Origin of the sequence: Streptomyces africanus (genome assembly GCF_030816955.1) — a bacterium.
Classification (GTDB): domain Bacteria; phylum Actinomycetota; class Actinomycetes; order Streptomycetales; family Streptomycetaceae; genus Streptomyces; species Streptomyces africanus.
Genome location: NZ_JAUSYP010000001.1, coordinates 8,957,561 through 8,981,566, shown reverse-complemented (window position 1 = coordinate 8,981,566; position 24,006 = coordinate 8,957,561). Strand labels below are relative to the sequence as shown.

At 68.2% G+C, this 24,006-nt stretch carries 20 protein-coding genes and 8 pseudogenes; 16 read left to right on the top strand and 12 right to left on the bottom strand.

Annotated features, from left to right (window positions below; genetic code table 11):
- Nucleotides 1-92: 92 nt before the first annotated feature.
- The 3 genes and pseudogenes from QF034_RS40880 to QF034_RS40870 all read left to right on the top strand — a co-directional run.
- A pseudogene (locus tag QF034_RS40880) lies at nucleotides 93-209 on the top strand (integrase core domain-containing protein); the annotation flags it as partial.
- Nucleotides 206-1,858, top strand: coding sequence for a glycoside hydrolase family 97 N-terminal domain-containing protein (locus QF034_RS40875; RefSeq protein ID WP_307180101.1), 1,653 nt, complete (start codon nucleotides 206-208; stop codon nucleotides 1,856-1,858). The pseudogene QF034_RS40880 and the gene QF034_RS40875, both read left to right, overlap by 4 nt.
- 335 nt (nucleotides 1,859-2,193) lie before the next feature.
- Nucleotides 2,194-2,358 (top strand): annotated as a pseudogene (locus QF034_RS40870) (winged helix-turn-helix transcriptional regulator); the annotation flags it as partial.
- Between the two features lie 78 nt (nucleotides 2,359-2,436).
- Here the strand turns inward: QF034_RS40870 and QF034_RS40865 are convergent.
- Nucleotides 2,437-3,321, bottom strand: a complete 885-nt coding sequence (locus QF034_RS40865; protein WP_307179693.1) for a helix-turn-helix transcriptional regulator — start codon at nucleotides 3,319-3,321, stop codon at nucleotides 2,437-2,439.
- A 103-nt stretch (nucleotides 3,322-3,424) separates the two neighbouring features.
- Between QF034_RS40865 and QF034_RS40860 the strand changes: the two genes are divergently transcribed.
- Nucleotides 3,425-4,948: an MFS transporter gene (locus QF034_RS40860; protein ID WP_307179692.1), complete on the top strand. Its 1,524-nt coding sequence runs from the start codon at nucleotides 3,425-3,427 to the stop codon at nucleotides 4,946-4,948.
- 52 nt (nucleotides 4,949-5,000) lie between these two features.
- Nucleotides 5,001-5,864 (top strand): annotated as a pseudogene (locus tag QF034_RS40855) (peptidase inhibitor family I36 protein).
- Here QF034_RS40855 and QF034_RS40850 read toward each other — a convergent pair.
- Nucleotides 5,842-6,318: a hypothetical protein gene (locus tag QF034_RS40850; protein WP_307179691.1), complete on the bottom strand. Its 477-nt coding sequence runs from the start codon at nucleotides 6,316-6,318 to the stop codon at nucleotides 5,842-5,844. The pseudogene QF034_RS40855 and the gene QF034_RS40850 sit on opposite strands and share 23 nt — an antisense overlap.
- 483 nt (nucleotides 6,319-6,801) lie before the next feature.
- Here QF034_RS40850 and QF034_RS40845 point away from each other — a divergent pair.
- A pseudogene (locus tag QF034_RS40845) lies at nucleotides 6,802-7,219 on the top strand (transposase); the annotation flags it as partial.
- Nucleotides 7,220-7,257: 38 nt separating this feature from the next.
- Here the strand turns inward: QF034_RS40845 and QF034_RS40840 are convergent.
- Nucleotides 7,258-7,884 (bottom strand): TetR/AcrR family transcriptional regulator, encoded by a 627-nt coding sequence (locus QF034_RS40840; protein WP_307179690.1) that lies wholly within the window; start codon nucleotides 7,882-7,884, stop codon nucleotides 7,258-7,260.
- Nucleotides 7,885-7,965: 81 nt separating this feature from the next.
- On the opposite strand from QF034_RS40840, the gene QF034_RS40835 reads away from it, so the two are divergent.
- Nucleotides 7,966-8,355 (top strand): Dabb family protein, encoded by a 390-nt coding sequence (locus QF034_RS40835; RefSeq protein ID WP_307179689.1) that lies wholly within the window; start codon nucleotides 7,966-7,968, stop codon nucleotides 8,353-8,355.
- A 246-nt stretch (nucleotides 8,356-8,601) separates the two neighbouring features.
- Here the strand turns inward: QF034_RS40835 and QF034_RS40830 are convergent.
- A pseudogene (locus QF034_RS40830) lies at nucleotides 8,602-9,279 on the bottom strand (transposase); the annotation flags it as partial.
- Nucleotides 9,280-9,662: 383 nt separating this feature from the next.
- On the opposite strand from QF034_RS40830, the gene QF034_RS40825 reads away from it, so the two are divergent.
- Together QF034_RS40825 and QF034_RS40820 are read left to right on the top strand one after the other, a co-directional pair.
- Nucleotides 9,663-10,253, top strand: coding sequence for an alpha/beta hydrolase (locus tag QF034_RS40825; RefSeq protein WP_307179688.1), 591 nt, complete (start codon nucleotides 9,663-9,665; stop codon nucleotides 10,251-10,253).
- Nucleotides 10,250-10,770: pseudogene (locus QF034_RS40820) on the top strand (phytanoyl-CoA dioxygenase family protein); the annotation flags it as partial. The gene QF034_RS40825 and the pseudogene QF034_RS40820, both read left to right, overlap by 4 nt.
- Before the next feature lie 165 nt (nucleotides 10,771-10,935).
- Here the strand turns inward: QF034_RS40820 and QF034_RS40815 are convergent.
- Nucleotides 10,936-11,841, bottom strand: coding sequence for a S41 family peptidase (locus QF034_RS40815; protein ID WP_307179687.1), 906 nt, complete (start codon nucleotides 11,839-11,841; stop codon nucleotides 10,936-10,938).
- A 57-nt stretch (nucleotides 11,842-11,898) separates the two neighbouring features.
- Here QF034_RS40815 and QF034_RS40810 point away from each other — a divergent pair, with 57 nt between their 5' ends.
- Complete coding sequence (locus tag QF034_RS40810) at nucleotides 11,899-12,441, top strand: ArsR/SmtB family transcription factor (protein WP_307179686.1); 543 nt, start codon at nucleotides 11,899-11,901, stop codon at nucleotides 12,439-12,441.
- A gap of 518 nt (nucleotides 12,442-12,959) precedes the next feature.
- Here QF034_RS40810 and QF034_RS41770 read toward each other — a convergent pair.
- Nucleotides 12,960-13,127 (bottom strand): annotated as a pseudogene (locus QF034_RS41770) (IS630 family transposase); the annotation flags it as partial.
- A 192-nt stretch (nucleotides 13,128-13,319) separates the two neighbouring features.
- The gene (locus QF034_RS40800) at nucleotides 13,320-13,880 is read right to left on the bottom strand and encodes a TetR/AcrR family transcriptional regulator (protein ID WP_307179684.1); all 561 of its coding nucleotides are present in this window, start codon (nucleotides 13,878-13,880) and stop codon (nucleotides 13,320-13,322) included.
- A gap of 95 nt (nucleotides 13,881-13,975) precedes the next feature.
- Between QF034_RS40800 and QF034_RS40795 the strand changes: the two genes are divergently transcribed.
- Nucleotides 13,976-14,716, top strand: a complete 741-nt coding sequence (locus QF034_RS40795; protein WP_307180100.1) for an SDR family oxidoreductase — start codon at nucleotides 13,976-13,978, stop codon at nucleotides 14,714-14,716.
- 571 nt (nucleotides 14,717-15,287) lie between these two features.
- On the opposite strand, the pseudogene QF034_RS40790 reads toward QF034_RS40795, so the two are convergent.
- Nucleotides 15,288-15,794, bottom strand: a pseudogene (locus tag QF034_RS40790) (helix-turn-helix domain-containing protein); the annotation flags it as partial.
- Nucleotides 15,795-15,830: 36 nt separating this feature from the next.
- Nucleotides 15,831-16,163, bottom strand: a complete 333-nt coding sequence (locus QF034_RS40785) for a glyoxalase superfamily protein (protein WP_307179683.1) — start codon at nucleotides 16,161-16,163, stop codon at nucleotides 15,831-15,833.
- A gap of 400 nt (nucleotides 16,164-16,563) precedes the next feature.
- Here QF034_RS40785 and QF034_RS40780 point away from each other — a divergent pair, with 400 nt between their 5' ends.
- The 4 genes from QF034_RS40780 (at nucleotide 16,564) to QF034_RS40765 (ending at nucleotide 18,449) form a co-directional block, all read left to right on the top strand.
- Nucleotides 16,564-17,199: a hypothetical protein gene (locus QF034_RS40780; RefSeq protein WP_307179682.1), complete on the top strand. Its 636-nt coding sequence runs from the start codon at nucleotides 16,564-16,566 to the stop codon at nucleotides 17,197-17,199.
- A gap of 265 nt (nucleotides 17,200-17,464) precedes the next feature.
- On the top strand, nucleotides 17,465-17,605 hold the full coding sequence (locus QF034_RS40775) for a hypothetical protein (protein WP_307179681.1): 141 nt from the start codon (nucleotides 17,465-17,467) through the stop codon (nucleotides 17,603-17,605).
- 22 nt (nucleotides 17,606-17,627) lie between these two features.
- On the top strand, nucleotides 17,628-17,771 hold the full coding sequence (locus tag QF034_RS40770; protein ID WP_307179680.1) for a hypothetical protein: 144 nt from the start codon (nucleotides 17,628-17,630) through the stop codon (nucleotides 17,769-17,771).
- Nucleotides 17,772-18,314: 543 nt separating this feature from the next.
- Complete coding sequence (locus QF034_RS40765) at nucleotides 18,315-18,449, top strand: hypothetical protein (protein WP_307179679.1); 135 nt, start codon at nucleotides 18,315-18,317, stop codon at nucleotides 18,447-18,449.
- A gap of 178 nt (nucleotides 18,450-18,627) precedes the next feature.
- Here QF034_RS40765 and QF034_RS40760 read toward each other — a convergent pair whose 3' ends face one another.
- Entirely contained in the window at nucleotides 18,628-18,816 is a 189-nt protein-coding gene (locus QF034_RS40760; RefSeq protein ID WP_307179678.1) for a hypothetical protein, read from the bottom strand.
- A 346-nt stretch (nucleotides 18,817-19,162) separates the two neighbouring features.
- On the opposite strand from QF034_RS40760, the gene QF034_RS40755 reads away from it, so the two are divergent.
- Nucleotides 19,163-19,567 carry a DUF6336 family protein gene (locus QF034_RS40755; protein WP_307179677.1) on the top strand — a complete coding sequence of 135 codons (405 nt, stop codon included), beginning with the start codon at nucleotides 19,163-19,165 and terminating at the stop codon, nucleotides 19,565-19,567.
- A 312-nt stretch (nucleotides 19,568-19,879) separates the two neighbouring features.
- On the opposite strand, the gene QF034_RS40750 is transcribed toward QF034_RS40755, so the two are convergent.
- Complete coding sequence (locus tag QF034_RS40750) at nucleotides 19,880-20,620, bottom strand: class I SAM-dependent DNA methyltransferase (protein WP_307180099.1); 741 nt, start codon at nucleotides 20,618-20,620, stop codon at nucleotides 19,880-19,882.
- Between the two features lie 409 nt (nucleotides 20,621-21,029).
- Entirely contained in the window at nucleotides 21,030-23,987 is a 2,958-nt protein-coding gene (locus QF034_RS40745) for a SpoIIE family protein phosphatase (RefSeq protein ID WP_307179676.1), read from the bottom strand.
- Nucleotides 23,988-24,006: the final 19 nt, after the last annotated feature.

Below are 24,006 nucleotides of genomic sequence, written 5' to 3'. Positions count from 1 at the left end.
GGAGGTTGACCACCACGAGCTGAGGGTGCCAGGTGCCCGGGTTCTGCCAGACGTCGCCGGACACGTTCTGCAGGGCACGGTCGTAGAAGGTCAACAACAAACTGCAGGAGTGGGAGGACTACTACAACTACCATCGCCCCCACGGCGCTCTTGCCGGCCAGACCCCCTACGAACGCCTACGACAGAAAGCCCAAGACCCACTGTCATAGGCGTCCGTCAGCTGCACCAGTGCCGGAACAAGCGTGTCGTCCACCTGGAACACCTGCGGGGGCACTCCGATGATGAGTGGTCCTTCAGCGGCGTGACGGGCGCCGCCCGAGCGCGGTCCGCGACCGAGACGAGACTGGTGTTCGCCAAGGGCTCCGCGCGAATGACCGTGCACGTCCGCACATCCGCGGACGGGTTGGCGCTGCGCTACGAGATGCCGTCGGGCGCGACGGTGCTGCGCGAGGCGACCTCGTTCGAACTGCCGACCGACGCCCAGCTGTCCCGGCAGGTGTTCAGTCCCGATCACGAGATGGGTTACGTCACCTCTCCGGTCGCCGACGTGGCGACGAGTTCCTACGACATGGGCATGTTCGCCCAGCACACCAACGGCGCGCGGGTGCTGCTCGCCGAGTCCGGTGTGGACGGAGGCCATTCGGGTGGCCGGTTCGCCCACACCCAGGGCACCGGCCGGTTCACCGTCACGCTGGCCGACGCGCAGATCGCGCGATCCGGCGCGTTCACCACGCCATGGCGCACGGCCACCATCGGCAGCACGGCGACGATCGTGGAGTCCACGCTGGTCGACGACGTCGCACCTGCGTCGAAGGTCTCCGACACCTCGTGGATCAAGCCGGGTGTCGCCGCGTGGCCGTGGTTGGACGGCCAGGTCGCCACGCAGCCGCACGTGCTGACCAATGAGGCCGTCCGGGGCGAGGAATACCCCGGTGGGCGGAACATCGGGCACGTGGCCGCGCTCCCGTTCACTCGCGGCCTACTCGGCCCGGCCGACTACTCGCCGATGAGCTTCCAGCAGAGCAACCCGAACAGCGACGCCGCCGAACTCGCCCTCACCGTGCTCCTGGACAGCGGCATCATGCTGCCCGGCGGCCGCATTTCGGACTACCAGGCCCGGCCCGAGGCACAGCGGTGGCTGCGTCTGCTGCCGCCCCTGTGGGACGAGACGAAGTACGTCTCGGGCGACCCGCTCACCGGAGGGGTCATCGCTCGTCGCAGCGGCGACCGGTGGTTCGTCGGAGCGTTCAGGCGCGGCGGCGCCACCATCTCCTACCCGACCACGTTCCTCGGCGCCGGTACCTGGCACGCGGAGATCACCACCGACGGTTCCGGCGGCCTGACCCGCACCAGCAAGGTCATCAAGGCCGGTGACACACTGAGCATCCCGGCGCTCGCCAACGGCGGCCACGTGGTCAGGCTGACCAAGGTCCCGGTAGTCCCGACGGGAAACCGCACGGTGGCCATCGCCGGCGGCAGCCACGTCCTCGACGTGAGGAGTGGAAGTGTCTCGGACAACGCCGAGATCATTCGCTGGCCCAGCAACGGCGGCATCAACCAGCGCTTCGCGTTCGTGCCCCTCGGCGACGGGTACACGCGGATCGTCAACCAGGCCAGTGGCAAGGACGTCGTCATCCGGAACGCATCCCGCGACGCGGGCGCGAAGGTCATCCAGTACCAGTACGAGGCCAACGCGAACACCAACGACGAGTGGCTGGCGGAAGACGCGGGCAACGGCCGCATCCGGCTCGTCAACCGCCACAGCGGTCTCTACCTCACCGCGGGCAACGCCCAAGGCGATCAGTTGGAGCAACGCCCGTTCGACGGCGCCGACCACCAGCTGTTCACCGTTTCCTGACGCCGCTGAAGAAGACAGGCGTTCGGATCCATGGAGGAGGCGAGGGCGTCCGGTCGGATCAGGGTGATCGCGGTGTCATGACACCCCGTCGTTACCGCGCGACGAGGACTGATGCGAACTGGGCACCCGACCGGTACCCAAGTCCCGGCCCGGTGGTAGGTGATCTACCCGGGCTGGGGCCTCAAGGCTGACCGTTGCAGTACCAGCAAGATGGACACCCAGGCACCCGACACCGCCCATGAAGACAAACGATCACGCGGTGACCGCAGGTCACAGCGCAGATCCTGCCCGCTGGCAGGAGGCATTCGAGGCCCTGATGCGCCGAGATGCGGGCTCTCTGGGAACTTGAAGCCCATGGCGTACGCCGCTTCGCTGAGCTCCGCCGCGGTCTGCCCGGAGTGAGCGAGAAGATGCTGACTCAACACCTGCGCGAGATGGAGGAAGACCGACTGGTGCACCGGGAGGTATATGCCGAGGTGCCGCCACGGGTGGAGTACAGCTAAGGTGCTTCGGGCAGATGTGGTTGACGCCGCGTCCGGGCGTACACCCACCGTTGCCACGGGGGTGACAGACAAGAGTCACCTGTCCAGATGCCGGGGGGCCTCGGGTTCCTGCTGATCGGCAGCCTGGTTGGACAACAGTCGTAGTGCGTCGGCCGAGGCGGTGTCGTTGGGTGTGTAGACCTCAAGCCGGTGGTCGGGGCTCTCGGGCTGGAGCCATACCTGGTAGTCGACGTCGATCCCTCCCACGGTCGGGTGTTGCAGGCGCATGGTGCCCACGGTGCAGTCCGCGACGTCGCCTTTGGCCCACAACTTGGCGAACTCGCCGCTTCGCATGGCGAGTTCGCCGATCAATTCGGCCAACCGGGCGTCGTTGGGATACCTGCCCGCGGTGAGCCGCAGGTAGGCGACATGAACACGGGCCAGTTCATCCCAGTTTCGGTGCAGGTCGCGGGTGAGGGAGTCGAGAAAGAACATCCGGGGGATGGACGGCCGTCGCGCGAGATCGTGGGGCGCGTCGAAGTCGACGTGTTCTGCGACGAGGGCATACCCGGTGCGGTTCCAGGCCAGCACGTCGCCACGGCGGCCGAGCACGACGGCCGGCGTGGTCTCCCCCAGGGAGGCCAGGAGCGCCAGCACTCGTGGGTGCGGCCTTTCCGGGCGGGGGCGGACCAATCGTGAAGGGGTGGGCTGACGGGCGAGGTTGTGCAGGTGGGCTGTCTCGGCCCGGTCGAGCCGAAGCACGTTGGCGAGCGCGTCGAGAACCTGTCGGGAGGCCGTACCGGCCTGCCCCTGTTCCAGCCGCGTGTAGTAGCCGGCGCTCACGCCCGCGAGCTGGGCGAGCTCCTCGCGACGCAGTCCCGGCACGCGGCGGGCGGTTCCGTAGGTATGCAGTCCGACGTCGGCGGGCGTGACCCGGCCGCGGCGGCTCTTGAGATAGGCCCCGAGGCTCTCCAGCTCCATGACCTCGAGCGTAGGCGGAAGGGTCCGATTCGGGGTGCCCCTGCGAGGTGTACCCATGACACGGGGATGGTTGCCGAGCGGACCGCACCGCACCATCCCCAGCATGAATGAACAGCATGTTCCTCACTCACCCGGTCCGCGGGCATGGCTCGGTCTGCTGGTGATACTCGGCCCGGTCCTGCTGGTCGCGATGGACAGTTCGGTCCTGTTCCTGGCGATGCCCAAGGTCACCGAGGCGCTGTCGCCGACCGCCGATCAGGCGCTGTGGATCCTGGACGTCTATGGATTCGCCGTCGGGTCCCTGCTCATCGCGTTCGGGACCATCGGCGACCGGTACGGCCGGCTGAAGCTTCTGATGACCGGCGCGGCGGTATTCGGCGCGGCCTCTGCGGGAGCGGCGTTCGCCCCCGGGCCGGAACCGCTGATCGCCTTCCGGGCACTGATGGGCGTGGCTGGTGCCACGCTGCTGCCGTCGGCGCTGGCGGTACTCAGCGAACTGTTCACCGATCCACGCCTGCGGGCGAAAGCGATCGGCATCTTCGCGGCCACCTTTGCCGCCGGCTTCGCAATCGGCCCGGTCGTCGGCGGGCAACTGCTGAACAGCTTCTGGTGGGGTTCGGTCTTCCTGATCAATCTTCCCGTCGTCGTGCTGTTCCTGATTCTGGCCCCGGTCCTGCTCCGCGAGGTACGTGCCACCCGGACCGGCCGCATCGACGCTCTGAGCGTTGTGCTCTCCGCTGCGGGCATCCTGCTGACCGTCTACGCGATCAAGCACGCGGCGGCGGAGGGGCTGACCGTGGCCCCGATGGTCGCAGGGATCGTCGGCGTCGTCACCCTGTGGTGGTTCGTCCGGCGGCAACTCCACTTGCAACACCCGCTGATCGACTTCCGCCTCTTCCGTGACCGGGTGTTCACGATCGCGGCCATCACCGGGCTTCTGCCTCTGGCCGCATGGTCGGCAGTGGCCTACCTCGGCGGCATCTACCTCCAGTCCGTCCTCGGACTGACCGTCCTGGACGCGGCTCTCGTCGCGCTCCCCGGCGCCGCCGTGCTCACCGTCACCTGCATCGTCACACCGGCACTGGTCGCGCGTATCGGCGGCCGGGCAGCACTCATCACCTGCCACTTCTTCATCGCAGCAGGACTGCTCCTGCTGCTGGCCACCAGCATCTCCAGCGGTATCGGCTGGTACGTGTCATCGACCGTCATCGCCGGCATCGGCTACGGCATCTCCTTCAGCGTCGTCGCCGACACCGCCATCGCCGCGGTTCCCGCAGAGCGCGCTGGGTCCGCGGCAGCGATCGCCGAGACCAGCAACGAAATCGGCAACGCCCTCGGCATCGCACTCCTCGGCTCGCTGGCTGCCCTGATCTTCCGGTTCCAGGGACCCGAGCTCGCCGGTACCCTCAACGAGACATTGCAGGTCCCCGGCCTCACGGCCGCAGTGATCGGCGATGCGAAGTCAGCCTTCGTCACCGGTCTGCACGCCGCTGCCGTCATCGCGGGCATTCTCCACGCCGCACTCGGCGCCTTCGCCCTGCGCCACCTGCCGAGGGCCTTCACCGGCACCGACGGTGCCTCGGAGCCCCTGCCCCGGGGCACCGTCGAAGAAGTCAGCGTTCGATGACCCGTGCCAGCTCCCCACTCGGTATCGAGGACCGACGACGCTTCGTCGAGCGATGCCGGATCCGGCCGATCGCCCACATCGCAGCCGAGACGGGTGTCTCCCGCGTGCAGTCGTCTTCCGACACGGTCCGGTACTGCTGCCCCGACGGCATGTGTACCGGGAAGGATCGCAGCCCTCTGGAGGTGACCCGATGAGTCACGCGCCTTCAACGACAACTACGACGCGTACGACACGGCGACGCGAACTGTCGGACACGACACCCAACTGGGGATGCCGCGACAGTGCGCCACACCTCTATATGATGCGTGCCGGGGCCGTCGCCGCTCTGGCCCTCCTGCCCATGGCCGCTCCGGCTGCCGCTTCCAAGGAGGCCGGCGTGGCGCAGGCCGGGATCGACTGCCCGGCCGGCTACGTGTGCATCTACCCAGAGATCAACTTCGGCGGTCAGCCGTGAGTGAAGCGGGCTGTGGACGGCAGCGTGAAGGACCTCCCCTCCGCGATCCGTGACCGCGGCAGCTCGATCCGCAACAACTCCGACCGCACCGCCCGCGTGTACGAGAAGCGCAACCACAGCGGCCGGCACGTGTGCGTCACCCGCAGCGGCGGCTCCATCCACGACCTGAGTGGCTACAACCTCAACGACCAGACCCGCTCCCTGAAAATCAACCGCAACGACTGCGGCTGCCCCTCCCCCACTCCCCCATCCAGGCGCCCGATTCGTATGCAGCAGTCAGACCCGCCCGGCAAGCATCACCAGACGGGGCTGATCAGGTTGCGCGGTCGTGAAAGGGCGGTCGCCTACGCGGCGAAAGGATCTGCAGGGCTTCAGCCGAACGATCTTCCGGCTGGGGTTCACACGCAGCCACACGAGGAAGTCCCCGTTGGCCCTCCGGTCAGGTGTGGATGGCGAGCTTGAATTCGGCGAGCACGAGATCGCGGGCGGCGCTGTCGTTGTGAGAGACGAGCAGCGCGAGCGGCGTGCCGACGGCGGTGAACAGGCCGTGGCTCTTGGTGAAGCACTGCATGCCGGGCGACGGCGGACGGTGGTCGGTGGCCGTCGAGTCATAGCCAGTAGACAGGTTCAGCGGATCGCGGACGAAGCGGTCCCGCAGCTCGGTGTAGGAGCCGTCCCCCCACTGGATCATCGCGTACAGCTGGCCCCAGCCCGCGGTGGAGGGCCAGATCAGGCCGGCGCGGTCGTCCGTGGCCCAGTTGGTGACGGTGTAGCCGTCCGGCTGGGCGGCCTGGTGCATACTGTGCGCATCGTACGACTCGCCGGAGCCGAACGGGAAGCGGACGATGTGGTAGGCGCCGTCGGCGGGGATCGACTGCGGAGCGTCGGTCTTTAACGAGCATATGTAGACGGTCACTTGGGTCTCCTGTGCCGTGGGCTGTATGACGCGGGTTTGGGCTTCTGTTTAGCACGGGCCATCAACAGCATCCGCCCCTTGGCGTCCGTGAGGACCATGGACTTCACGGCGTTCTGCTTGGTCATGTAGGCGCCGACATCCGCGGCCAGCCGGGCTGCCGGAGACGAACTTGTCCCGGTCTTTGCGGCCTGCGGCCGGGCGGCGCACTCGGATCTCCGTGCCGTCGATGCCTGGGCGCCGACAGCGGGACCGGGGTCGATCAACTCACGCGCCCCATCCCCCACCCTGCACAGTGCAACGAGCCACCCGAGCGCCGAGCTGACAGTTGCCCGCAGGGACTGTTGAGCTTCTACGCCGGCACCGTCCGCACCGAACTCGGCGTCACCGGAGGGAAGCTGCTCGTCCCACGCCGTACGCGGTCATTGCCAGGAGCAGTGTCTGCATCGCGCCGGGCCTTCGGCTGTGCACTCTCGCCGAGGTCATCGAGCCATCGACCGGCACAGCCCGCTGCTCGCCCTCGCCCGGGCCCGCCGTAAGCCGAAGGCGGACGAGGTCGTCATCGTCGATGGCACCCTGGTACCCACCCGTGACTTCACCGAGTCCGGCATCGACAGCGCCTGCGGCAGGGCCACCGTCCTCGCCGACGGTGGATACCAGGGCACCGGCGCTCTCATCCCGCACCGTCGCAAGGCTGGCCAGGACTGGCTCGAAGGCTGGAAGGCTGGAAGGCTGGAAGGCTGACCACAACGCCTCACACCGCCAGGTGCGCGCCCGCATCGAGCACGCCTTCGCCCGGATGAACAACTGCAAGATCCCTCGGGACTGCCGTCGCCGCGGTGAAGGCGTCTACTGGGCCGCCAGTGGCATCGCACGTATGCACAACCTGGCCCTCGACCAGTAAAAGGCGCGCCGCTTTGATGGTCGAGCACAGGTTGGGGGTCACCTTCCGTAAGCGCGCAGGAAGACGTCCATCGCAGTGTCAGCGACGGTGTCCGGGGCGGCGTCGGGGCGGTACTCCAATGGGCCGGTGAGCAGAGAGAGGAAGTGCTCGGCGGCGAGCTCCGGGTCGCACGGGCGCAGGCGGCCGGCGAGAGCCAGGCGGGCCAGGCGGTCAGCGAGGGCGGAACGTACTCGCAGGGCTGTGCGCTCGCGTACGCTCGCCGCCAGGTCGGGGAATTGAGCCGCCTGGGCGCAGGCCAACTGCCGCACGGCGCGAGCGTCTTCGTTGCTGAACGCCCGCAGCAGGCCGTGGGCCACGGCCGTGAGTGACGCGCGCGGGTCGCTGTCCGCGGCGGCCTCGCGCAGCTGCTCGACGACGGCGAGGCTCTGTGCGCCGACCCGGTCGGCGGCGGCCTCTACGGCCTCGCGGTAGAGGCTCTCCTTGTCGTTCAGGTGACTGTAGACGGTCGGCTTGGCGACGCCCGCCTCTTGCGCGATCTCCTTCACGCACGCCTGGGCGTAGCCGTGTCGCGTAAATACCGCGAACGCGCCGTCCAGGATTGCCTGCCGCCGCTCGATCCGTCCACGGGCGGGACGCCCGCTCCCGGTTGACACTTCTGAACCCATGGGTTCAGTGTAGTGACTGAACCAGCCAGAACGCATTTCTGAACCAACCGGTTCAGTCTGCATGGGAGGGGTGGGACAGGCGTGATCGTCCACATGCTGCGCTTCACGTTCAAGGAGACCGCGACCGAGGAAGATCGCGAGCAGGTACTCGCGGTCCTGCGGCGCACGGCCTCTGTTGAGTCGGTGTCGTTCTCGACGGTGGGCCAATGCCTCAGCGATCCCGACGGCTTCACCCACGCCTACTGCGTGGGCATCACCGACCTGCCGACCCTGCGGCGCTACATGCACGACCCGGTTCACCTGGCCGGCGACCCGCAGGTCACGCCCTTCCTGGCCAGGATCGCCATCGGCCCTGACCTGTCCGACGACATGAAGCCCACCCTGGCCCGGGACATCCTCGCCCTGCATGAGGAGAAGGTCGCGCTCTATCCGGAGTGGGCCGCCGAACTCGGCCCGCTGCTGGAGGCCTGAAGGAGCCCGGCGCCAGCAGTCGGCACCGCACCTTCCCAGCGCCCCATCGCAGTTACGAGACAGCCTTTTAGGAGAGTGGCATAGGTATCGCCCTTGCGCAGAGCGAAGTCGTCGACGTCCAGGACACGGACTTCCGAGGCAGGCGGGTCCGGCAACGCAGGCGATTCAAGAGCGTGTCCTTGGCGACCCAGATCTTCAACGCGGCAGCCAGACGAGCGCCGGGGCGGCCCGCCAGACAGAGCGCCATCGAAAGATTCGCCAGGACTTCAGTCGTGCGACACCGCGCTCGACCGGGGCCCGTGCTGCTGACAGTGCGCTGTTGAGGGTTTGCTGAGTTGGTGTGAGCTCGCGGCTCGGTGGGCGTCTGAGGGGTGTCGTCACCCATGAGCCGGCTCCCATGTAAGCCCGGTCAGCGAGGATTGGGACGCCTTGGCGTTCGCAGATCCGGATGATCCGGTGGGTGCGGGCCGCGGTCAGATCGTGGGCGCGGCCGCGCAGCGCGGGCGAGATCCACAGCAGCCGTCCGGTCGGATCGGTCACCACTGCACGTTCACTCCGTGCCGGCGGTGCTTGTGGGAGTAGTCGGCCCGGCTGTCGCCGACTCGGTCGCACTCCGCGAGGGTGCCGTCGAGCAGGACGTAGTCCGGGGTCGGCTTCACGCAGGGCACGCAGCAGGCCGGGTGCTCGGTCGGCGAGCAGGTGGATGACGGCCGACGCGTAGGCGTGGGCGGTGCCGACGGAGATACCGAAACCGGCGGCGATCTGGGCGAGGGTGTCGTGTCTGCGCAGGTACACCAGGCCGACGAGCGCACGCTGGTGCGACGGTAGTTTGCAGCGGCGGTCACCCTCGCGGGTGACGATGAGCATGGTGGCCCACTCGACCAGGGCATGGGGCAGGTCGAGTGCGGCAGAATGTGCAACCAACGCGGCTTCTGTGCCTGTGGGTTGAGACTTCGAACACCTCCCCCAACGGCACGGGGGCCTCGTGCGTTGCGCACACCACGAGCGTCACCCGATCAGTGGCCATGCTGAAAACCCTCACTGACAGAACGCACGTAACGTGACCGCCCCCGCCGTCCACTTGACCGACTCCACCACCACCACACCAGCTAAATGCGGCAGCAACCGTCCCAAAACCCCTGAACCGCACACCCGGTATATGCCCAGCTCAAGCGAGTGGCATCACAAGATCTCCGACAGTGCCCGTAATTCCCCAGGGTTCACGGTCACGTAATTCCCCAGGTGGTGGTTGTGGCGGCGTTCGAGCACCGGGAATCACGTGATCAGCTGGCTAGTAGTCTGCGGCCATGTCTGATCCCGTCTCCTTCGCCATGCCCACCCGTTTCGACGGAGCCCGAGATCGTGTCGCAGTTGTCGTTCCAGGTGTCGGTTACTCGCCTGCCCGGCCGCTACTGCACTTCGCCCGGAGCGTCCTGCTCCAGCACGGCTGGACGGTCCAGGAGCTGTGGTGGCAGATCCCCGATGAGTTCGCGCAGTTCACGGTGGTCGACCGGATCGCATGGGTGGAGCGGCAGGTCACCGAAGCCATCGAAGCCGAGGCGGGGGCTTGTCAGCTCGTCGTCGGCAAGTCCCTGGGCTCCCTCGCCTGCGGCATCACAGCCGACAGGAACATCCCGGCAGCCTGGCTCACCCCAGTCCTGACCATCGACCACGTTGCCGCGGCTCTCCGGCGAGCCATGGAGCCGACCCTCCTCATCGGCGGAAGCGCCGACAAGCTCTGGGATTCACGAATTGCTGCGTCCCTGCGACACGATGTCCTGGAAGTTCCCTCGGCGGACCATGGCCTAGAGCTTGCGGACGACGCCGCAGGATCGGTTGAGGTCCTGCGCCAAGTCGTCTCTCGGCTGGACCACTTCATCGGCTCGCTCGGCCGCTGAGCACGTTCCCGCTGCGCTTCCCGCTCGAGGAGGAGCCGGACGACGCGGTCTGGCACATCGAGGGGAGCTATCCGCCGGAGGGCGAGAGCGGGTACTTCACCAATCTGCGCTCCCCGGGCCGGGCGTTGCTGATGCTGTTCCTGTTCAGCGAGGTCGGTGAGGAGGATGCCCCGACCCGGATCCGGGTCGGCTCACACCTCGACGTGCCGAAGGTGTTGGAGAAGTACGGGGAGGACGGGGCGAGCGAGCTGGCCCTTGCGCCCGATCTGGTCGCGGCGTCCACCACCGGCCACTCGCCCTCGCTACCGGGTCCCCGGGCGACGTCTTCCTGTGCCATCCGTTCCTGGTGCACGCGGCGCAGCCGCACCATGGGGTGCGGCTGCGCTTCATGGCCCAGCCGCCGCTGATGCCGGCCGCGCCGTACGAACTGGTGCGGGCCGACGGCGCGTACCCACCCGTGGAGATCGCGATCCGCCGGGGCCTGGGACAGGGCACCCCGGTCACCAGCCTTCGCTGAGAAACTGTCCCTTGTCATCCAATCCAGGCAGTTGACAGCGAACCTAGTCGTGCGGGGTGAGCGCGCTGGGGGCCGCCGGAGACGGGGGCCTCCGCCGGCGAAGTCAGTCGCCGGCGTGGGTGGGGGGAGGCGCTGCGCACAGTGCTGTCGATGAGCTGGACTGGGTCAGCCGGCCAGTCGGGCGAGGGCCAGGGCGTGAGCGTGGTCGAGGGAGTCAGCAGCGGCGCAACGGATGTCCGGCTGCACACCGGTGCCCTCCCAGTTCGTGCTGGAGACGGGGTTGATGGCGCGGCCGACGGGGACGGTGGCTTCCAGATGTGGGTGCAGGGTCCAGCCCTGGCACGGGTGCGCGCCGCCGCGGGTGGGCTCGCCGACGACTACGGCGCGGCCGAGCTGCTGGAGGTCGTACGCCAGCTCCTCAGCGGCAGAGAAGGTGCTGTCGCTGGACAGCACATACAACGGCTTGCTGCCGCCGAAGCGCGCGCCGGGAACGTGCGGCAGGCTCCAGGACTGCTCGCTGCGCTCGCCGCCGTGCCAGTACATGGTGTTGAGGTGGGTGCGCTCGTCGAGCAGGTAGCTGCAGACGAAGGCGACCGTGTCCGGGTCGCCGCCCCGGTTGGCGCGCAGGTCCACGATCAGCGCCTGGGCGCGGGAGGCCAGGGTGAGCGCGGCGCTCAGCGGTTCGGCGGCCCACTCCAGCGGAAACAGCATCGGTGCCAGCTCCACCAAGGCGACCCCTCCGTCGAGCAACTGCACCCGGGGCGCACCGCCCAGAGAGGAGTCGAAGTTCCGGCGCATGGCGTCCCGGGTGGCCGCCCCCTGCTTCGGGGAGACCGGAGCGGGGTGGTGCTTCAGTCTCAGGTGCCGGTCGCCGTTGACGGACTGCAGGTCCGCGGTGACCAGGCGGGCGAGCTCCTCGGCATCGTCGACGTCGTAGGCGCCCTCGGTGAGGCGTCGTTGCAGCAGGCCGGCCAGCTGCTCAGCTATCTCGGGGAAAACGTAGTGCTCGGTCAGCAGCCGGGCCATCTCGTCGATGACAGGGGCCGGTGCAAGCTTCATCGGAGGCGTCATGGCAGGGAGTAGAGCACTGCCCTTGCGAAAGCGTCAAAGAGTTTAGACACTTTCGGTATGCGTGATCAGCCTCCCTATCCACCGCCTCCTGAGGACGTCCTGGAGATCGGTGCGCCTGAGCAGTTCGCGGCGCTCTCTCACCCATTGCGTCAGCGATTGCTCTTCGCCCTGGGCCACCGGCCTGCCACCACCAGCCAGCTTGCGGCGCAGCTCGACGCGAAGAAGGGCAACGTGGCCCACCACCTCAAAGTGCTCCGCGAAGCCGCGCTGGTCCACATCGCCGAGACCCGCCAGGTCCGCGGCGGCACCGAACAGTACTACCAGCGCACGGCCCGCCAGATGGTCGTCGCCGAACCCCAAGCGGCAGGCACCGCCGCGATGCTCGCCGCGGTCGCCCAGGAGCTGGACCGCTCTCCCGTGGAGACCCACCTGACACTGCGCCACCTGCGTCTGAGCCCTGCGAAGGCAAGAGAACTCGGCGAGGCCCTCGCCCAACTGGTCGATGAAACGGAGGAGGATGCAGAGGACCAGCCCGTGCACGGTGTGTTGGTGGCGCTCTATCAGCAGGCCCTGCCGACCAGCACCACTGGTTCCGCCTAGTGGCACCAACCTCACGAGACAGCACACCTGGCTCACTCGAGACGAGCCGCACCCATTGACATCCAACTCAGTCGCCCCAGATCAGCGCGCTGCACGCGACTATCTTCGATGTCGAAGGACACAACCACTGGGAGGCGGCGCTCACCGACGCCGGACGGCGGCCTTCCCAACGGGGTGTCGATGGTCAGGCGACGGTCGTTTACGAGGCCCGGCGTCCAGTCGTCCCCCGAGACTGCCAGCGTGATGGAGGTAGCGTCGCCTGTCAGGTCGTTGATCAGGATCTGGCGCTTCGCCGAGACGTACGTGACGACGCTGTCACCGGGCCCTAATCCGACCAGGGTGTCGCCAGCCGAGACGAGCGCGCCACCGCTCAGCTGTTTCTTGCGGTGAAGGTGAACGGCGTGCTGATAGTCGACCCTGAGGACAGGGTCGTGATGTGCCGGGGGCTCGAACGTCCCACAAGAGGCCGGCGTCCGGCGGCCCTTGCTGGGGCGCGAGCTGCGCATCATCGGCGTGCCCAACTGGTGGACGCCGTCGATCAGCGCGATGAAGTCCCACTCGCTCATGCTGCGGCGTTTGCTCTTGCCCTCTCGGTGGGTGCGCAGGCGGTGGCACAGCCGGGTGCGGGAGTCACGCGGCATGGCGATCAGCCCGGCCACGGACAGGCGTCCCGAGCGTCGCCCTGCCCCTGGGTGCACCGCGCTCTGGATGTCTGATACATGAGGCTGTTGTCATGCATCCGCCGACTAAAAGGCCGACGCCTTACCCGCGAATCCACCCCGAACTGGCGCGACACCTGAACCTCGAACCAAACAACCTTGCCGGGACAAAACGCTCTTGACTCTCTCGATCCACGACGCTTGTCCCCTCCTCTGCCCTCACCGGCCCGCGTCCTGCCGGGAAAGACCGTCGAGGATGACGTTCATCAGAGGCCGTGCCGTTGATTCCCACCCCTCCCGGTCCAGTCGGCCGAGGTAGGCGATGAGCAGGAGAACCCCGTGGGCGTCCACGTCTGCACGGATGGAACCTGCCGCTTTCCCGGCGTCCAGCAGGTGACCGAGGGCGTCCTCGATGGGGTTGTGGCTGTGGGCGACAAGGTCCTGCCACGCCGCCGGCTCAAGCGCTGCCAGGACGCCACGCTTGATCTCGGCGTAGTCGATCACTCGGTCGAGCCAGTGACGCAGGGCTTCCACGGGCTCGTGTTGCGCCAGCAGAGCGGAGGCGGCAGTCACGAGTTCTTCGACGTCGCGCCGGTAGACCTCGGCGAGGAGCGCTTCGCGGTTGGGAAAGTTCCGGTAGAGGGTTCCCTGTCCTACACCGGCGCGCTTGGCGATCTCGTTGAGGTGGACGCGGTCGGACTCGGCGAGGGCCGCGCGGGCGGCCTCCACGATGCGGGTCCGGTTCTGCGCCGCGTCCGGACGGCGTGCTGGCGCGCTCATAGGCCTCTCCTGATGTTCGGCCCACCACAAACGGACACGTGTCCGGTAAGGTGAGCCGTGCAGCGGACACGTGTCCACTTTACTTGGAGGCAGCAGTGCTCTCTCTTCACGGCAAGATCGTCGCCATCACCGGAGCGAGTGGCGGCATCGGCGAAGCCACGGCCCGTCTGCTCGCCCAGCGCGGCGCCGCGGTCGTCCTCGCAGCGCGCCGCAGTGAACGGATCGACGCCATAGCGCAGAACATCCAAGAGGAGGGGTGCCGTGCCGCCACGTGCGTCGTCGACGTCACCCAGGCCGAGGACCTGCAGCGCCTGGTCTCCACCACCATCGATCAGTACGGCCGTCTCGACGTACTGGTGAACAACGCCGGCATCGCCCCGATCAGCCCGCTGGCCGACCTCGACACCGAAAGCTGGTCGGCCATGATCGATGTCAACCTTCGCGGCACGCTCAACGGCATCGCCGCCGCACTGCCCGCCTTCCGCAAGCAAGGGGCGGGCCACCTGGTGAGCATCGTCTCCGTGGCCGGCCTGACCGTGTCCCCCTCGATGGCCGTCTACGCCGCGACCAAGAATGCGGTGCGCACCATCCACGAGGGACTGCGCACAGAGTCCACCGACGGGGTGGTGCGCACGACAGCCATCTCGCCGGGATACGTACGCACCGATCTCGCCGACTCCATGACCGACCCGCATATCCGCGAGCAGACACGCAAGAACATGGATGCGGTGGGCATCCCTCCGGCGGCAGTTGCCCGTGCGGTGGCCTTCGCCATCGAGCAGCCCGGCGACGTCGAGATCGGCGAGATCAACGTTCGCCCCACCGTCCAGGCATGACACTTGCTATCACCGCCAAGTGAGATCAGAACTTGCACTTGAGCTTGACTCTGTCCGGGACCTTGGAGTCGTCCAGGTCAGCTGCCAACGGTTCGCCAGGAGGTGAGCCGAGGGATCTTGTACTGGTCGAGATAGCTCTGGAAGGCCGTCGGCTGTCGGGGCAGGGGCTCTCCTGCGGTCGGTGGCAGTCCGCTGAGGCGCTCGATGTTGATGGTGATGGCGGTCAAGACGTGCTGGACGTGGGCCTCGCGCTGGCCTCGGTAGCGGGATCGTCGCATCCGTGGCCGTGGGCGAACTCGTTGACGGTTCCCTCCACTCCGGAGCGCACCGCGTAGCGAGCCTTTCACTCGGGGGTTTGCTGCTCCGTACGGACACGCAGCTGCAGGTCGCGGAGTTCGCGTGGGGGAACCCCACGGTGCGGGTGCTTTCGCGGGAGGTGGTGCACTGGGTGCGGGCCGGGCAGGGATGGCACTGAGCCTTGGTGAACCTGGCCACGATCAGCGGGGCCGCAGTGGGCGAGGAGGTTGGGTAGGGCCATGCCAGCCCTGCTGACTTGCCCCTGGGGGCAGGTGACCTGCTGGTGGTCGCGGGCGTAGTCCGGATCGCGGGAGGTCTTCCAGGTCTTTATGCGTTGAAACGACACGCCCTCCTCGCGGAGAAGGACCCGAAGGCCCTCGTGGCTGATGTCGTCGACCACCCCCTCGGCGACCAGGAAGTCGGCCAGCTTGGCCAGACTCCAGGCCGAGAACGACAGACCGTGCTCGGTCGGCCTGGACTTGGCGATCTTCTTGATCTCACGCCGCTCAGGCAGGGTAAATGTCCTGGGCCGACCGCCTTTGTACTTCGGGTAGAGAGAGTCGAAGCCGTCGGCGTTGAAGTTATGGATCACATCCCGGACCCGGTCCGAGCTGGTGAACGTCACCTCGACGACCTTCGCCACGGGCATGCCCTGTGCGGACAGCAGCCCCGTCTGCGCCCGCCGCCACGTCACCACCGACCCGCTGCCCCGGCGGATGATCCGCAGCAGGCGCTGCCCCTCGTCATCATCGATTTCGCGGACGCGTACTCGCTCAGCCACCAGCACAGCTTCCCTGCCGCGCACTGCCGGCGAGTGTCATTCCGTCGGCGTGCCGATCCGAAGCCGGTTGCCGTCAGGGTCGCGCAGCTCTATCTCACGCGCCCACGGAAGAACCTTCGCCTGCACCCCGAACTCGGAGGCGATGGCCTCGACATCACGAATGCGGAGGTAGACCAACGTGTCGGGGCGAGCGTCGCCCTTGTGCTCCGACACGAACAACCGCACCCCGCCCCGGGCGACCTCGACGAACGCGGGAAGTCCCGGTTCAAAGCGGTGTTCCCACTGCTTGGCGAAGCCAAGTCGCTCGTACCACGCGACCGCCGCCGCAGCGTCCTCGACGCGAAGAATGGGAATGACTTCCTCGTCCATGGAGCCATCGTTGCAGACCGCCCAGGGCGAACGTTGCCTGATGCGGCACTAGCCTGTGCGGGCACTCCCGTCAGCAAACCGGAGAACTACTCGACCGGCTGGTGACTACAGGCATCCTGGGGTCAGGCACCACAACTGGGAGACCCGAGGTGTCCTGGCAACTGCGTCAGCCGCAGGCACGAACTCGTATCTGTGTACTGCCTCGTGGCCATCGGACCCCGCGGCCCTGAGGCCGGCGTCGGGCAAAGTCATGACTCAGTGGGAACAAGCGGCTCCGCCTGTCCGTACCATCTCTACAAGGCACATGCGGCACATGTGGCGTCCCTGCCGGGCCGCCCAGATCTCGCCGAGGACAGGCATCACCCGCGCCACGGTCACACCCCGAGGAAAGGTCAGCACCATGCCCGAGACAACAGCTCCCGCCACTGAACTGGCATCGCAGTACATCACCAAGGTGACCGGCGACCTCGAGGCGAACGCCAAGGAGCAGGAACGTATCAGTGCGGAAATCGCCTCACTGCAGGAGCAGCTTGCCACTCTGCAGCTCGACCACAGCGTGCTGGTGAGCATGCAGCAGGCACTCGGCGTCACGACGGCGCCGGCTAAGCCTGCAGCAGAGTCCAAGACCGCCGCGGTGCCCTCTCCACGGCGAAAGAAGGCTGCTGCCTCGCCCGGCGGGAAGCAGAAGGAAGGAAAGTCCACTGCCGCGCCGGGACGACGAACGGCCAGGAAGTCCGCGGCCAAGACGGCGGGCGCCGTGAAGACGGCCCAGCCCACCCTCGTTGAGCTCATCCGCCGCCACCTCGCCGAGCAGCAGGAACCACGCTCCGCTGCGGAGATCTCCACAGCACTCAACCAGGCTCACCCCGATCGCGACATTGCGGCCAAGGTCGTGCGCGTCACGCTCGAGGCACTGGTGGCCAAGAGCCAGGCCGAACGCACCAAGCAGGGCCGGTCCGTCTTCTACACCACCCCCGCGTCACAGCCGGCGGCCGCGCCCGGTGCCGAGGCACAGCCCGAAGACGCCGACCGCTGACAGCGCGCGACGCACTGTTCGGGACCGGTCAGCAGGCACGCACTGAACTGGTCCCGCTGGCGCAGACATCACCAAGCCACCGCCCGCCGCTGCCACTACCGAAAAACAACCAGCTCAAGACACGAATTCTCACTGGAGTACTTAATCGCAATCGCATGGGAATCCCCACTCGAGGGCGTGCCGCTTCTGCAAGATGGTCCTGTTGGTGTGACCGGGAGCGGATTGCGGCCTGAGAGGGGACCGGATGCCTACAGGAGTGGCTGTCGTGTGCGACACCGACGACTGCTTCGCCGTCTCCTTGGTGGTGGAGACTGGCGACGACGAAGGCGCGCGCTCCGCATCCGAGGTCCCGGCAGCCGGTGATGACCTGCCCCGGCTGCGCGGACGGCCGGCGGCCCGTGCGTGAACGCGGGGACTGTCGACGGTGCATGGGCCGCGTCGACTCGGAGTCCAGGTTCGTGTACTGCCTGCGCCAGGTGGAGCCTTCACAGCCCGAGGCGGGCCAGATCTCCCCGGCCGCCGTGGCGGTGAGCCAGTCGGCGGCTTGGGCGTCGGTCATCAGCGGCACCTGAGCCGGGTGGGCGTCACCATCCTGGACGACGTGGATACGGCCCGGGGAGCGCCCTGCTCTTCGGGGCGGGGTCGACTATCGGGGCGAGCCGCTGCCACACGCCGGCGCTGACCCGGGCAAGGAGACGGTGGCGAACTGCTCGCGGGCGCCGGGGATGAGGCGACTGTTGATGGTGGCGGGTCCGTCGTAGATGACCTGGATGCGGGCCGCGCGCCCCTCCTACAGGACGGCCTCGAGGGCGGCGATGGCCGGGGACCGCTTGAGGTCGTCCTTCTGCCGGAACGTCTCCCAGTAGCGGGCGAGGTGCCCAGGGTGTCGTCGGCCCGGTCGATCAGGACCATCAGCCGCGGCACGCCGTCGAGGTCGCCGTCCAGGTCGATGCAGCGCTCCAGCTCGGCGGCGAGGCCGACCAGGGCGTCGTGGATGCCGGCGACGTTGCCGCGGTGCGTGACCGTCGGCAGGTCCTTGGCCCGCAGGTGGAGAGATGCGGGTGTGGTCGAGGACCAGGGCGTGGGCGCCCTGGTGGAGGAACTGGGCGGTAAGGGTGCGCAGGATCGTCGTGCTGCCACCGCCGGTGCCGCTGCAGACCAGGATGTGCGGCGCGGCGTCGATGTCGACGGCCATGGCCCGGCCGTCGGTGCTGATGCCGATGAGTGCGGCGGAGTCGGGCAGCACCTGAAGCGGCTCGCGCAGGCCGGGGTCGTTGAGGCGCAGCAGCTTCGGGAGCGCGGTCGTGGTCGTGGTCTTCCTCTTCTGTTCTGTGCCTGGCGAACCGGATGTTCTCCAGGGCTGAGGGGGGATCGTGTCGGCCGGACCGGAGAGGTCCCGGTTCGCGGCCGCCAGGCGGGCTTGGGTGGTCAGTCGAGGTCGGTGGTGCCGGAGGCTGCGCGGGGCCGGTTGTGCGCCCACTTCTTCAGGTCGCCGACGCGGTAGAGGAGTTCGGCGCCGCGCTTGCCGACCGGCTTGGGGAAGGTGCGGTCGTTGGCGCGGGCCGTAGCGCAGCGCGGCGACGGTGATGTCCGGCAGGTGGCGTTCGTGGGCCTCACGCAGCCCCATCGGGCACCGGGCGCTTACCGTGCCGTGACCACGCCCTCCGACGACACAGCCGGGCCGGTACCGGTGTGGGTGGTGCTGCCCGCCGACCCGGTGCTGGGACAACCGGAACAGGAAGTCGTCGCGCGGCTGTTGAGGCGGCGGCGGACCGAGACGGGCTGGCTGTGGCTGGTGGGGCTGCCGTCGTACGGGGATCGCGAAAACGGTGGGCTTAATCGCACTGAATCTCGGATCAGGAGGTCGCAGGGTCAGGGCTCGTAGGGTCCAGCGGGCTGTCGGCGTGGTGGCGGCCAGGGGACGTTGCGGCTGCTCGGGATCGAGCGGGCTAGGGTGCTGGCCATGGCTTTGGACCAAGACGGCGTGATGCTGCCGCGGCTGCGGCCGGCGGACGTTGCGCGGCGAGGCGTGACCTTCGGCCTGCTGGGCGTGGTGCCGCTCGTGGTGGCGGCTTTGAGTATCACTGGCCACAGCGACCGACGAGACTTCCTGGCCGTCGTCAGTGGTGTTGTCGGCCTCTTCGGCGCGATCCTGCTTGTGATCGGTGCCGGCTTTTGGTGGGCGAGTGCGGGGGACGTCCGCCGCGTGCGGGACTGGCGCACCCTCACGGGACAGGCCGCCTCAGTGACCGTCGTGGGTCCGCTGTTTCTGCGCTCCGGGCTGTTTCTGCTTGTCCTCGGAGCTGCCGCTTTCGGGCTGTACCAACTCGTGACCGCTGCACCTTACGGCAGCTGGTTGTACAGCTAGAACTTGCCCTCGACCGGCAAGCGGTCACAGGAACAGTGCAAGACCAGAACACTGCCTCTTCACCAGTAGGTGCAGGTCACCACCGAAGCCGTGATCGGCGCGGTCACCGGGTCGCTTGCCGCGCCCCGCACGCTGCTGCTCGGCCGCTCCAACCCGGCGGGCCGCCTGCAGTACATCGACCGCAGCGCCACTCTGTCCCGGGCCGTCGGCCGCGCTGTGGCCGGCCATCTGGCCCCGCCGCACGGCGCGCACCCGTGGACGGGCTGGACGTTCTCAGCAGGCTGGGGAACGCAGCGCAGCCCGGGGCCGACTTCAGGTTGGCTTGCGCCACACGGAGATGTGCTTCGCGGAGTCCTGGGTGAACGGCGCCCCGTCCCAGTCCGCGACGCGACGTTCCAGCTCGAGCCCAGCGATCCGTGCCATCAGGTCGAGCTCTGCCGGCCAGGCGTACCGGTGCCGGGAGTTGCCGCGACGGTAGCGGCCGTCGTCGCCATCGCGGGTGAAGTGGTGCGAGACGAGAATCTGCTCCACCAGGTCAAAGGTGTCGAAGCCGAGATGCTGCTCCGAGACGTCGAACGGTACCGCGACCTGGCCGGGCGGCAGGAACCGCAGCGGCGGCACGCCCAGCTCGATGACAAATCGGCCGCCGGGCTCCAGATGACGTGCGGCGTTGCGGAAGCACTCGACCTGCTCGTCCTGCGTGAGCAGGTTCGTGATGGTGTTGTAGACGAGATAGACCAGGGTGAACTCGCCGGGGACTACGGTGGCAGCCATGTCCCCGATGACTACCGGAAGCGTGCTCTCGTCGATCTTGCGCCGCAGAACCGCTGTCATGTGCTCGGACAGTTCGATGCCCACTACCGGCACGCCGCGTTCCCGGAGCGGGACGCCCACTCGTCCGGTTCCGATGGCGAACTCCAGCGCCCGGCCGTCTCCGGCGAGCTCGGCGAGGAAGTCGAGAGTCGGTCCGAGAACGGCGGCCGAGGACATTTCGGTCTCCTCGGCGTCATAACGGTCAGCGGTCGCACGGGTCCACAGTTCACTGCTCGTCACGGGCGGCCACTTTGCCGAGTACCGAGGGGCGCTGTCGACGTATTTATCTTCCAGCCCCCCATGCCCCCGAGCGTTCCGCTCGTGGCGCGCCTGCACAGTTCCGACGGTCGACTTTCCACGGCTTCGGCCAAGCCACACCCCCGGATCAACAGTTCGATTCCGGAGTGATCCAACCTCCTCGAAGATCATTTCGTTGGGAGTTCTTAGGGAGCGGCGCTCGACCTCCCCAGGCGTTGCGCCGCTCCCGGCCAGCCCACGTCAGTTACCCGCGGACTTCCGTCCTATGCTCACTCCGTCCGGCGGACACGCCACTGCGCCACCACTGTGGTCAGGTGTCCCTGCAGATGCGCCGGCATCGGCTGACCCCTGTCTGATGTCATCGCACCAGCGACCGACGGCGCCTGGGTGTCTACAGGTCCGGATCCTCGAAGCCGAACGCGGCCAGGTTCGCGTCGAGCCCGTCCGTGTCCTGGAGGATCATGTCCAGAACACCGGACGGCGCGTCGTTGCGGCTGTCCGGGCCGAGCAGGGCCTGTTCCGTCCAGATGCATTTTCCCGCCCGTGTGTAGCGCGTGCCCCAGCGCTGGGAGAGCGCGGTGATCAGTTGCAGGCCGCGGCCTCCTTCGTCGGTTTCCGTCGCGCGGCGGATGCGGGGCATCGTCAGACTGCCGTCGAACACCTCGCAGATCAGCTCGGTGCCGTGCAGTAGGCGCAGGCGGACGGGGCCCTTGGCGTGGCGGATGACGTTGCCCACCAGTTCGCTGGCCAGGAGTTCCGTAGTGGGTGTGAGGTCGTCCAGGCCCCAGGCGACAAGTTGCTCGCGGACGTGGCGGCGTGCCTGGCCGGCCGCGCGGGGATCCTCGGCGAGCGGCCAGGAGGCCATCCTGTCGCCGGGCAGGGCACGGAGGCGGGCGACGATGAGGGCCGCGTCGTCGGCTGCCTGGTGCTCGGGCGGCAGCAGAGCCGCTGTCAGGGTGTTGCAGAGGCGTTCCAGGTCCGTCGCCGCGCCGTCCTCGTGCGCTGTGCGCAGGACCTGGGCCAGATCCGTCATGCCTTCGTCGATCTCCCGCTTCGACGACTCGACCAGCCCGTCGGTGTAGAGCACGAGCAGACTTCCGTCGGGCACCGGCAGCTCGACCGTCTCGAACGGCGGTTTCGCCGCACCCAGCGGCGGATCGGCGGGCCGCTCCGGGAACTGCACGGTGCCGTCGGGGTGGAGCAGGGCGGGCGGCGGGTGCCCTGCGCGGGCGATGGAGCAGATCTTCGTGGTGGAGTCGTAGAGCGCGTACAGGCAGGTGACGTACGAATCCACGCCCATGCCGGCGACGATGTCGTTGAGGTGGCTCATGATCTCGTCGGGAGGCAGTTCGAGGTCGGCCAGGGTGTGGACGGCCGTGCGCAGGCGGCCCATGGTGGCCGCCTCGGGCAGGCCATGGCCCATGACGTCACCGACGACGAGAGCGACCTGTCCACCGGACAGCGGGATGATGTCGTACCAGTCGCCGCCCACCTTCGTGCCCTCTCCGGCGGGGAGGTAACGAGCGGCGGCAGTGCACATGGGCAGGTCGGGAAGGTCCCGAGGGAGCAGGCTGCGCTGGAGTTCACGGGATCGGGCGAGTTCGGCGTCGTACAGCCGGGCCCTTTCCAGGGACTGTGCGACGAGGGCGCTGATCGTGGTCAGCAGCGCGCGTTCCTCCTCGGTGAGGCGGCGCGGACGGTCGAAGGCCACCACGCACACGCCGAACGTCCGGCCGGACGCTGTGAGGGGCAGAAACGCCCATGCCTGCTTGCCGGCGTGTCCCGCCATGACGGCCAGCTGCGGCGCCCGTGCGGCCATCTCCTCCGGCGAGGACAGGAACAGTGAGCTGCCGGATGTGAGGGTGTCCCAGGCCGGGTCGCCGGGTGTCGGGGACTGACTGTTGACGGCGGCGAGGAAGTCGTCCGGGTAGCCGACGGCCCCGACGTTGTGAAGCCGGTCGCCCTCGATGACCTGTACCCGGATGCCGGTGGCGGCGAACGGCGCCAGCACCCGTCGGGCGACCGCGTTGACCACGTCACCCGAGGTCGTAGCCGCGGCGAGCGCTGCCGTCAGCTCGGTGATCCGGGCCGCTCGCTCCGCGGTGGCACGCTCGGCCGCCTGGCGCTCCTCCTCCAGGTGGCGCTTTTCGGTGACGTCAGTGAAGTAGAGGGTGCGGCCGTCGGGTCCTGGGACCAGCCGGAGGTGGTAGAGACACCCCGTGTCCGGCATGCGCACATCGAAGCCGACCGGTCCCTCCCCGGCTGCGGCCGTCCGGCACCTGCTCTCCAGACCGGTCACCTGTCGCGTGGCGGGCAGCTCCCACAGCGGGCGTCCGAACAACTCCTCCTCGGAGAACCTCAGAGTGCGCTCCGCCTCCAGGTTGGCGAAGGTGATCCGCCACTCGTCATCCACCGCCAGGAAGCCGTCGCTCATATGGCGCAGGGCCCGGCTGAGCGCGTCACGGGCGGAACGGGACTCGTTGCTCTCCCATCCGACGCCGATCATCCGCTCGGGTTCGCCCCGCTCGTCGTAGGTCGCCGTGCCCCGGGCCTGCGTCCAGCCGTACGTGTCGTCCAGGAGCCGTACGCGGTACTCGGCCTCGTAGACGGTGTGGTCGCGGATGGCCCGCTGTGCCGCCGCCAGCGTCGGCGCCAGGTCGTCGGGGTGGACGACCCTCATCCAGTTCTCGATCCTGCCTGTGAAGTCGGCCGGCCTGGTGCCGTACAGCTCCATGGCCGCTTCGTCCCAGATCAAGTCACCGGTCCGGATGTCCCAGTCCCATGATCCGACCCTGACCTCCTTGAGTGCCTGCCTCAGGCGCTCACCGTTCCGCTCTGTCTGCGGGGGCCGGGATGGGGGCGGCGCCTGGGCTATGCGCTCCTCGATCCAGCAGACGACGGATTGAAGGAACTCCCACTGCCGCGCCGTGGGCTCCCGCGGTCCTCCCGTCACGACGGTGAGCGACCCGATGCTGCGGTCCCCGCTGAACACCGGCAAGGCGGCCAGGCCGGTGCCGGGCCATGGGAATTCCGCTGCTTCCGCCGAAGGGTCGGCGGTATCGGCCTGCCCGATGGCGGATCCGGGCGGCACCCACACACCGCTGCCCTGGTGCAGGGCGCGCGCCGGGGCCAGCGGGCCCTCCTGATCGATGATCTCCCAGGAGCGGGTGAGGACAGGAGGGAGACCGGCCACCGACACCAGACGCAGCGCGGACATCGGACCGCGCAGATGAATCGTCCCGCCGAGCGCGCCCAGCTCTCCGGCTGCGTGGTGCAGTGCCAGCCGGAAGACGTCGCTCTCCTGCACACCGTGGGTCACGGCGCGCAGAAGAGCCAGCCGTGCGTTCATGATTCGAACTCTACGCTTG

What these genes read in the sequence shown, in the direction of transcription:
- QF034_RS40745 (WP_307179676.1), bottom strand. Translation starts at nt 23,987, where the DNA reads ATGAACGCACGGCTGGCTCTTCTGCGCGCCGTGACCCACGGTGTGCAG.
- QF034_RS40755 (WP_307179677.1), top strand. Translation starts at nt 19,163, where the DNA reads ATGGCTTTGGACCAAGACGGCGTGATGCTGCCGCGGCTGCGGCCGGCG.
- QF034_RS40770 (WP_307179680.1), top strand. Translation starts at nt 17,628, where the DNA reads ATGGGCCGCGTCGACTCGGAGTCCAGGTTCGTGTACTGCCTGCGCCAG.
- QF034_RS40860 (WP_307179692.1), top strand. Translation starts at nt 3,425, where the DNA reads ATGAATGAACAGCATGTTCCTCACTCACCCGGTCCGCGGGCATGGCTC.
- QF034_RS40800 (WP_307179684.1), bottom strand. Translation starts at nt 13,880, where the DNA reads ATGAGCGCGCCAGCACGCCGTCCGGACGCGGCGCAGAACCGGACCCGC.
- QF034_RS40865 (WP_307179693.1), bottom strand. Translation starts at nt 3,321, where the DNA reads ATGGAGCTGGAGAGCCTCGGGGCCTATCTCAAGAGCCGCCGCGGCCGG.
- QF034_RS40840 (WP_307179690.1), bottom strand. Translation starts at nt 7,884, where the DNA reads ATGGGTTCAGAAGTGTCAACCGGGAGCGGGCGTCCCGCCCGTGGACGG.
- QF034_RS40815 (WP_307179687.1), bottom strand. Translation starts at nt 11,841, where the DNA reads ATGACGCCTCCGATGAAGCTTGCACCGGCCCCTGTCATCGACGAGATG.
- QF034_RS40780 (WP_307179682.1), top strand. Translation starts at nt 16,564, where the DNA reads ATGCCCGAGACAACAGCTCCCGCCACTGAACTGGCATCGCAGTACATC.
- QF034_RS40825 (WP_307179688.1), top strand. Translation starts at nt 9,663, where the DNA reads ATGTCTGATCCCGTCTCCTTCGCCATGCCCACCCGTTTCGACGGAGCC.
- QF034_RS40785 (WP_307179683.1), bottom strand. Translation starts at nt 16,163, where the DNA reads ATGGACGAGGAAGTCATTCCCATTCTTCGCGTCGAGGACGCTGCGGCG.
- QF034_RS40810 (WP_307179686.1), top strand. Translation starts at nt 11,899, where the DNA reads ATGCGTGATCAGCCTCCCTATCCACCGCCTCCTGAGGACGTCCTGGAG.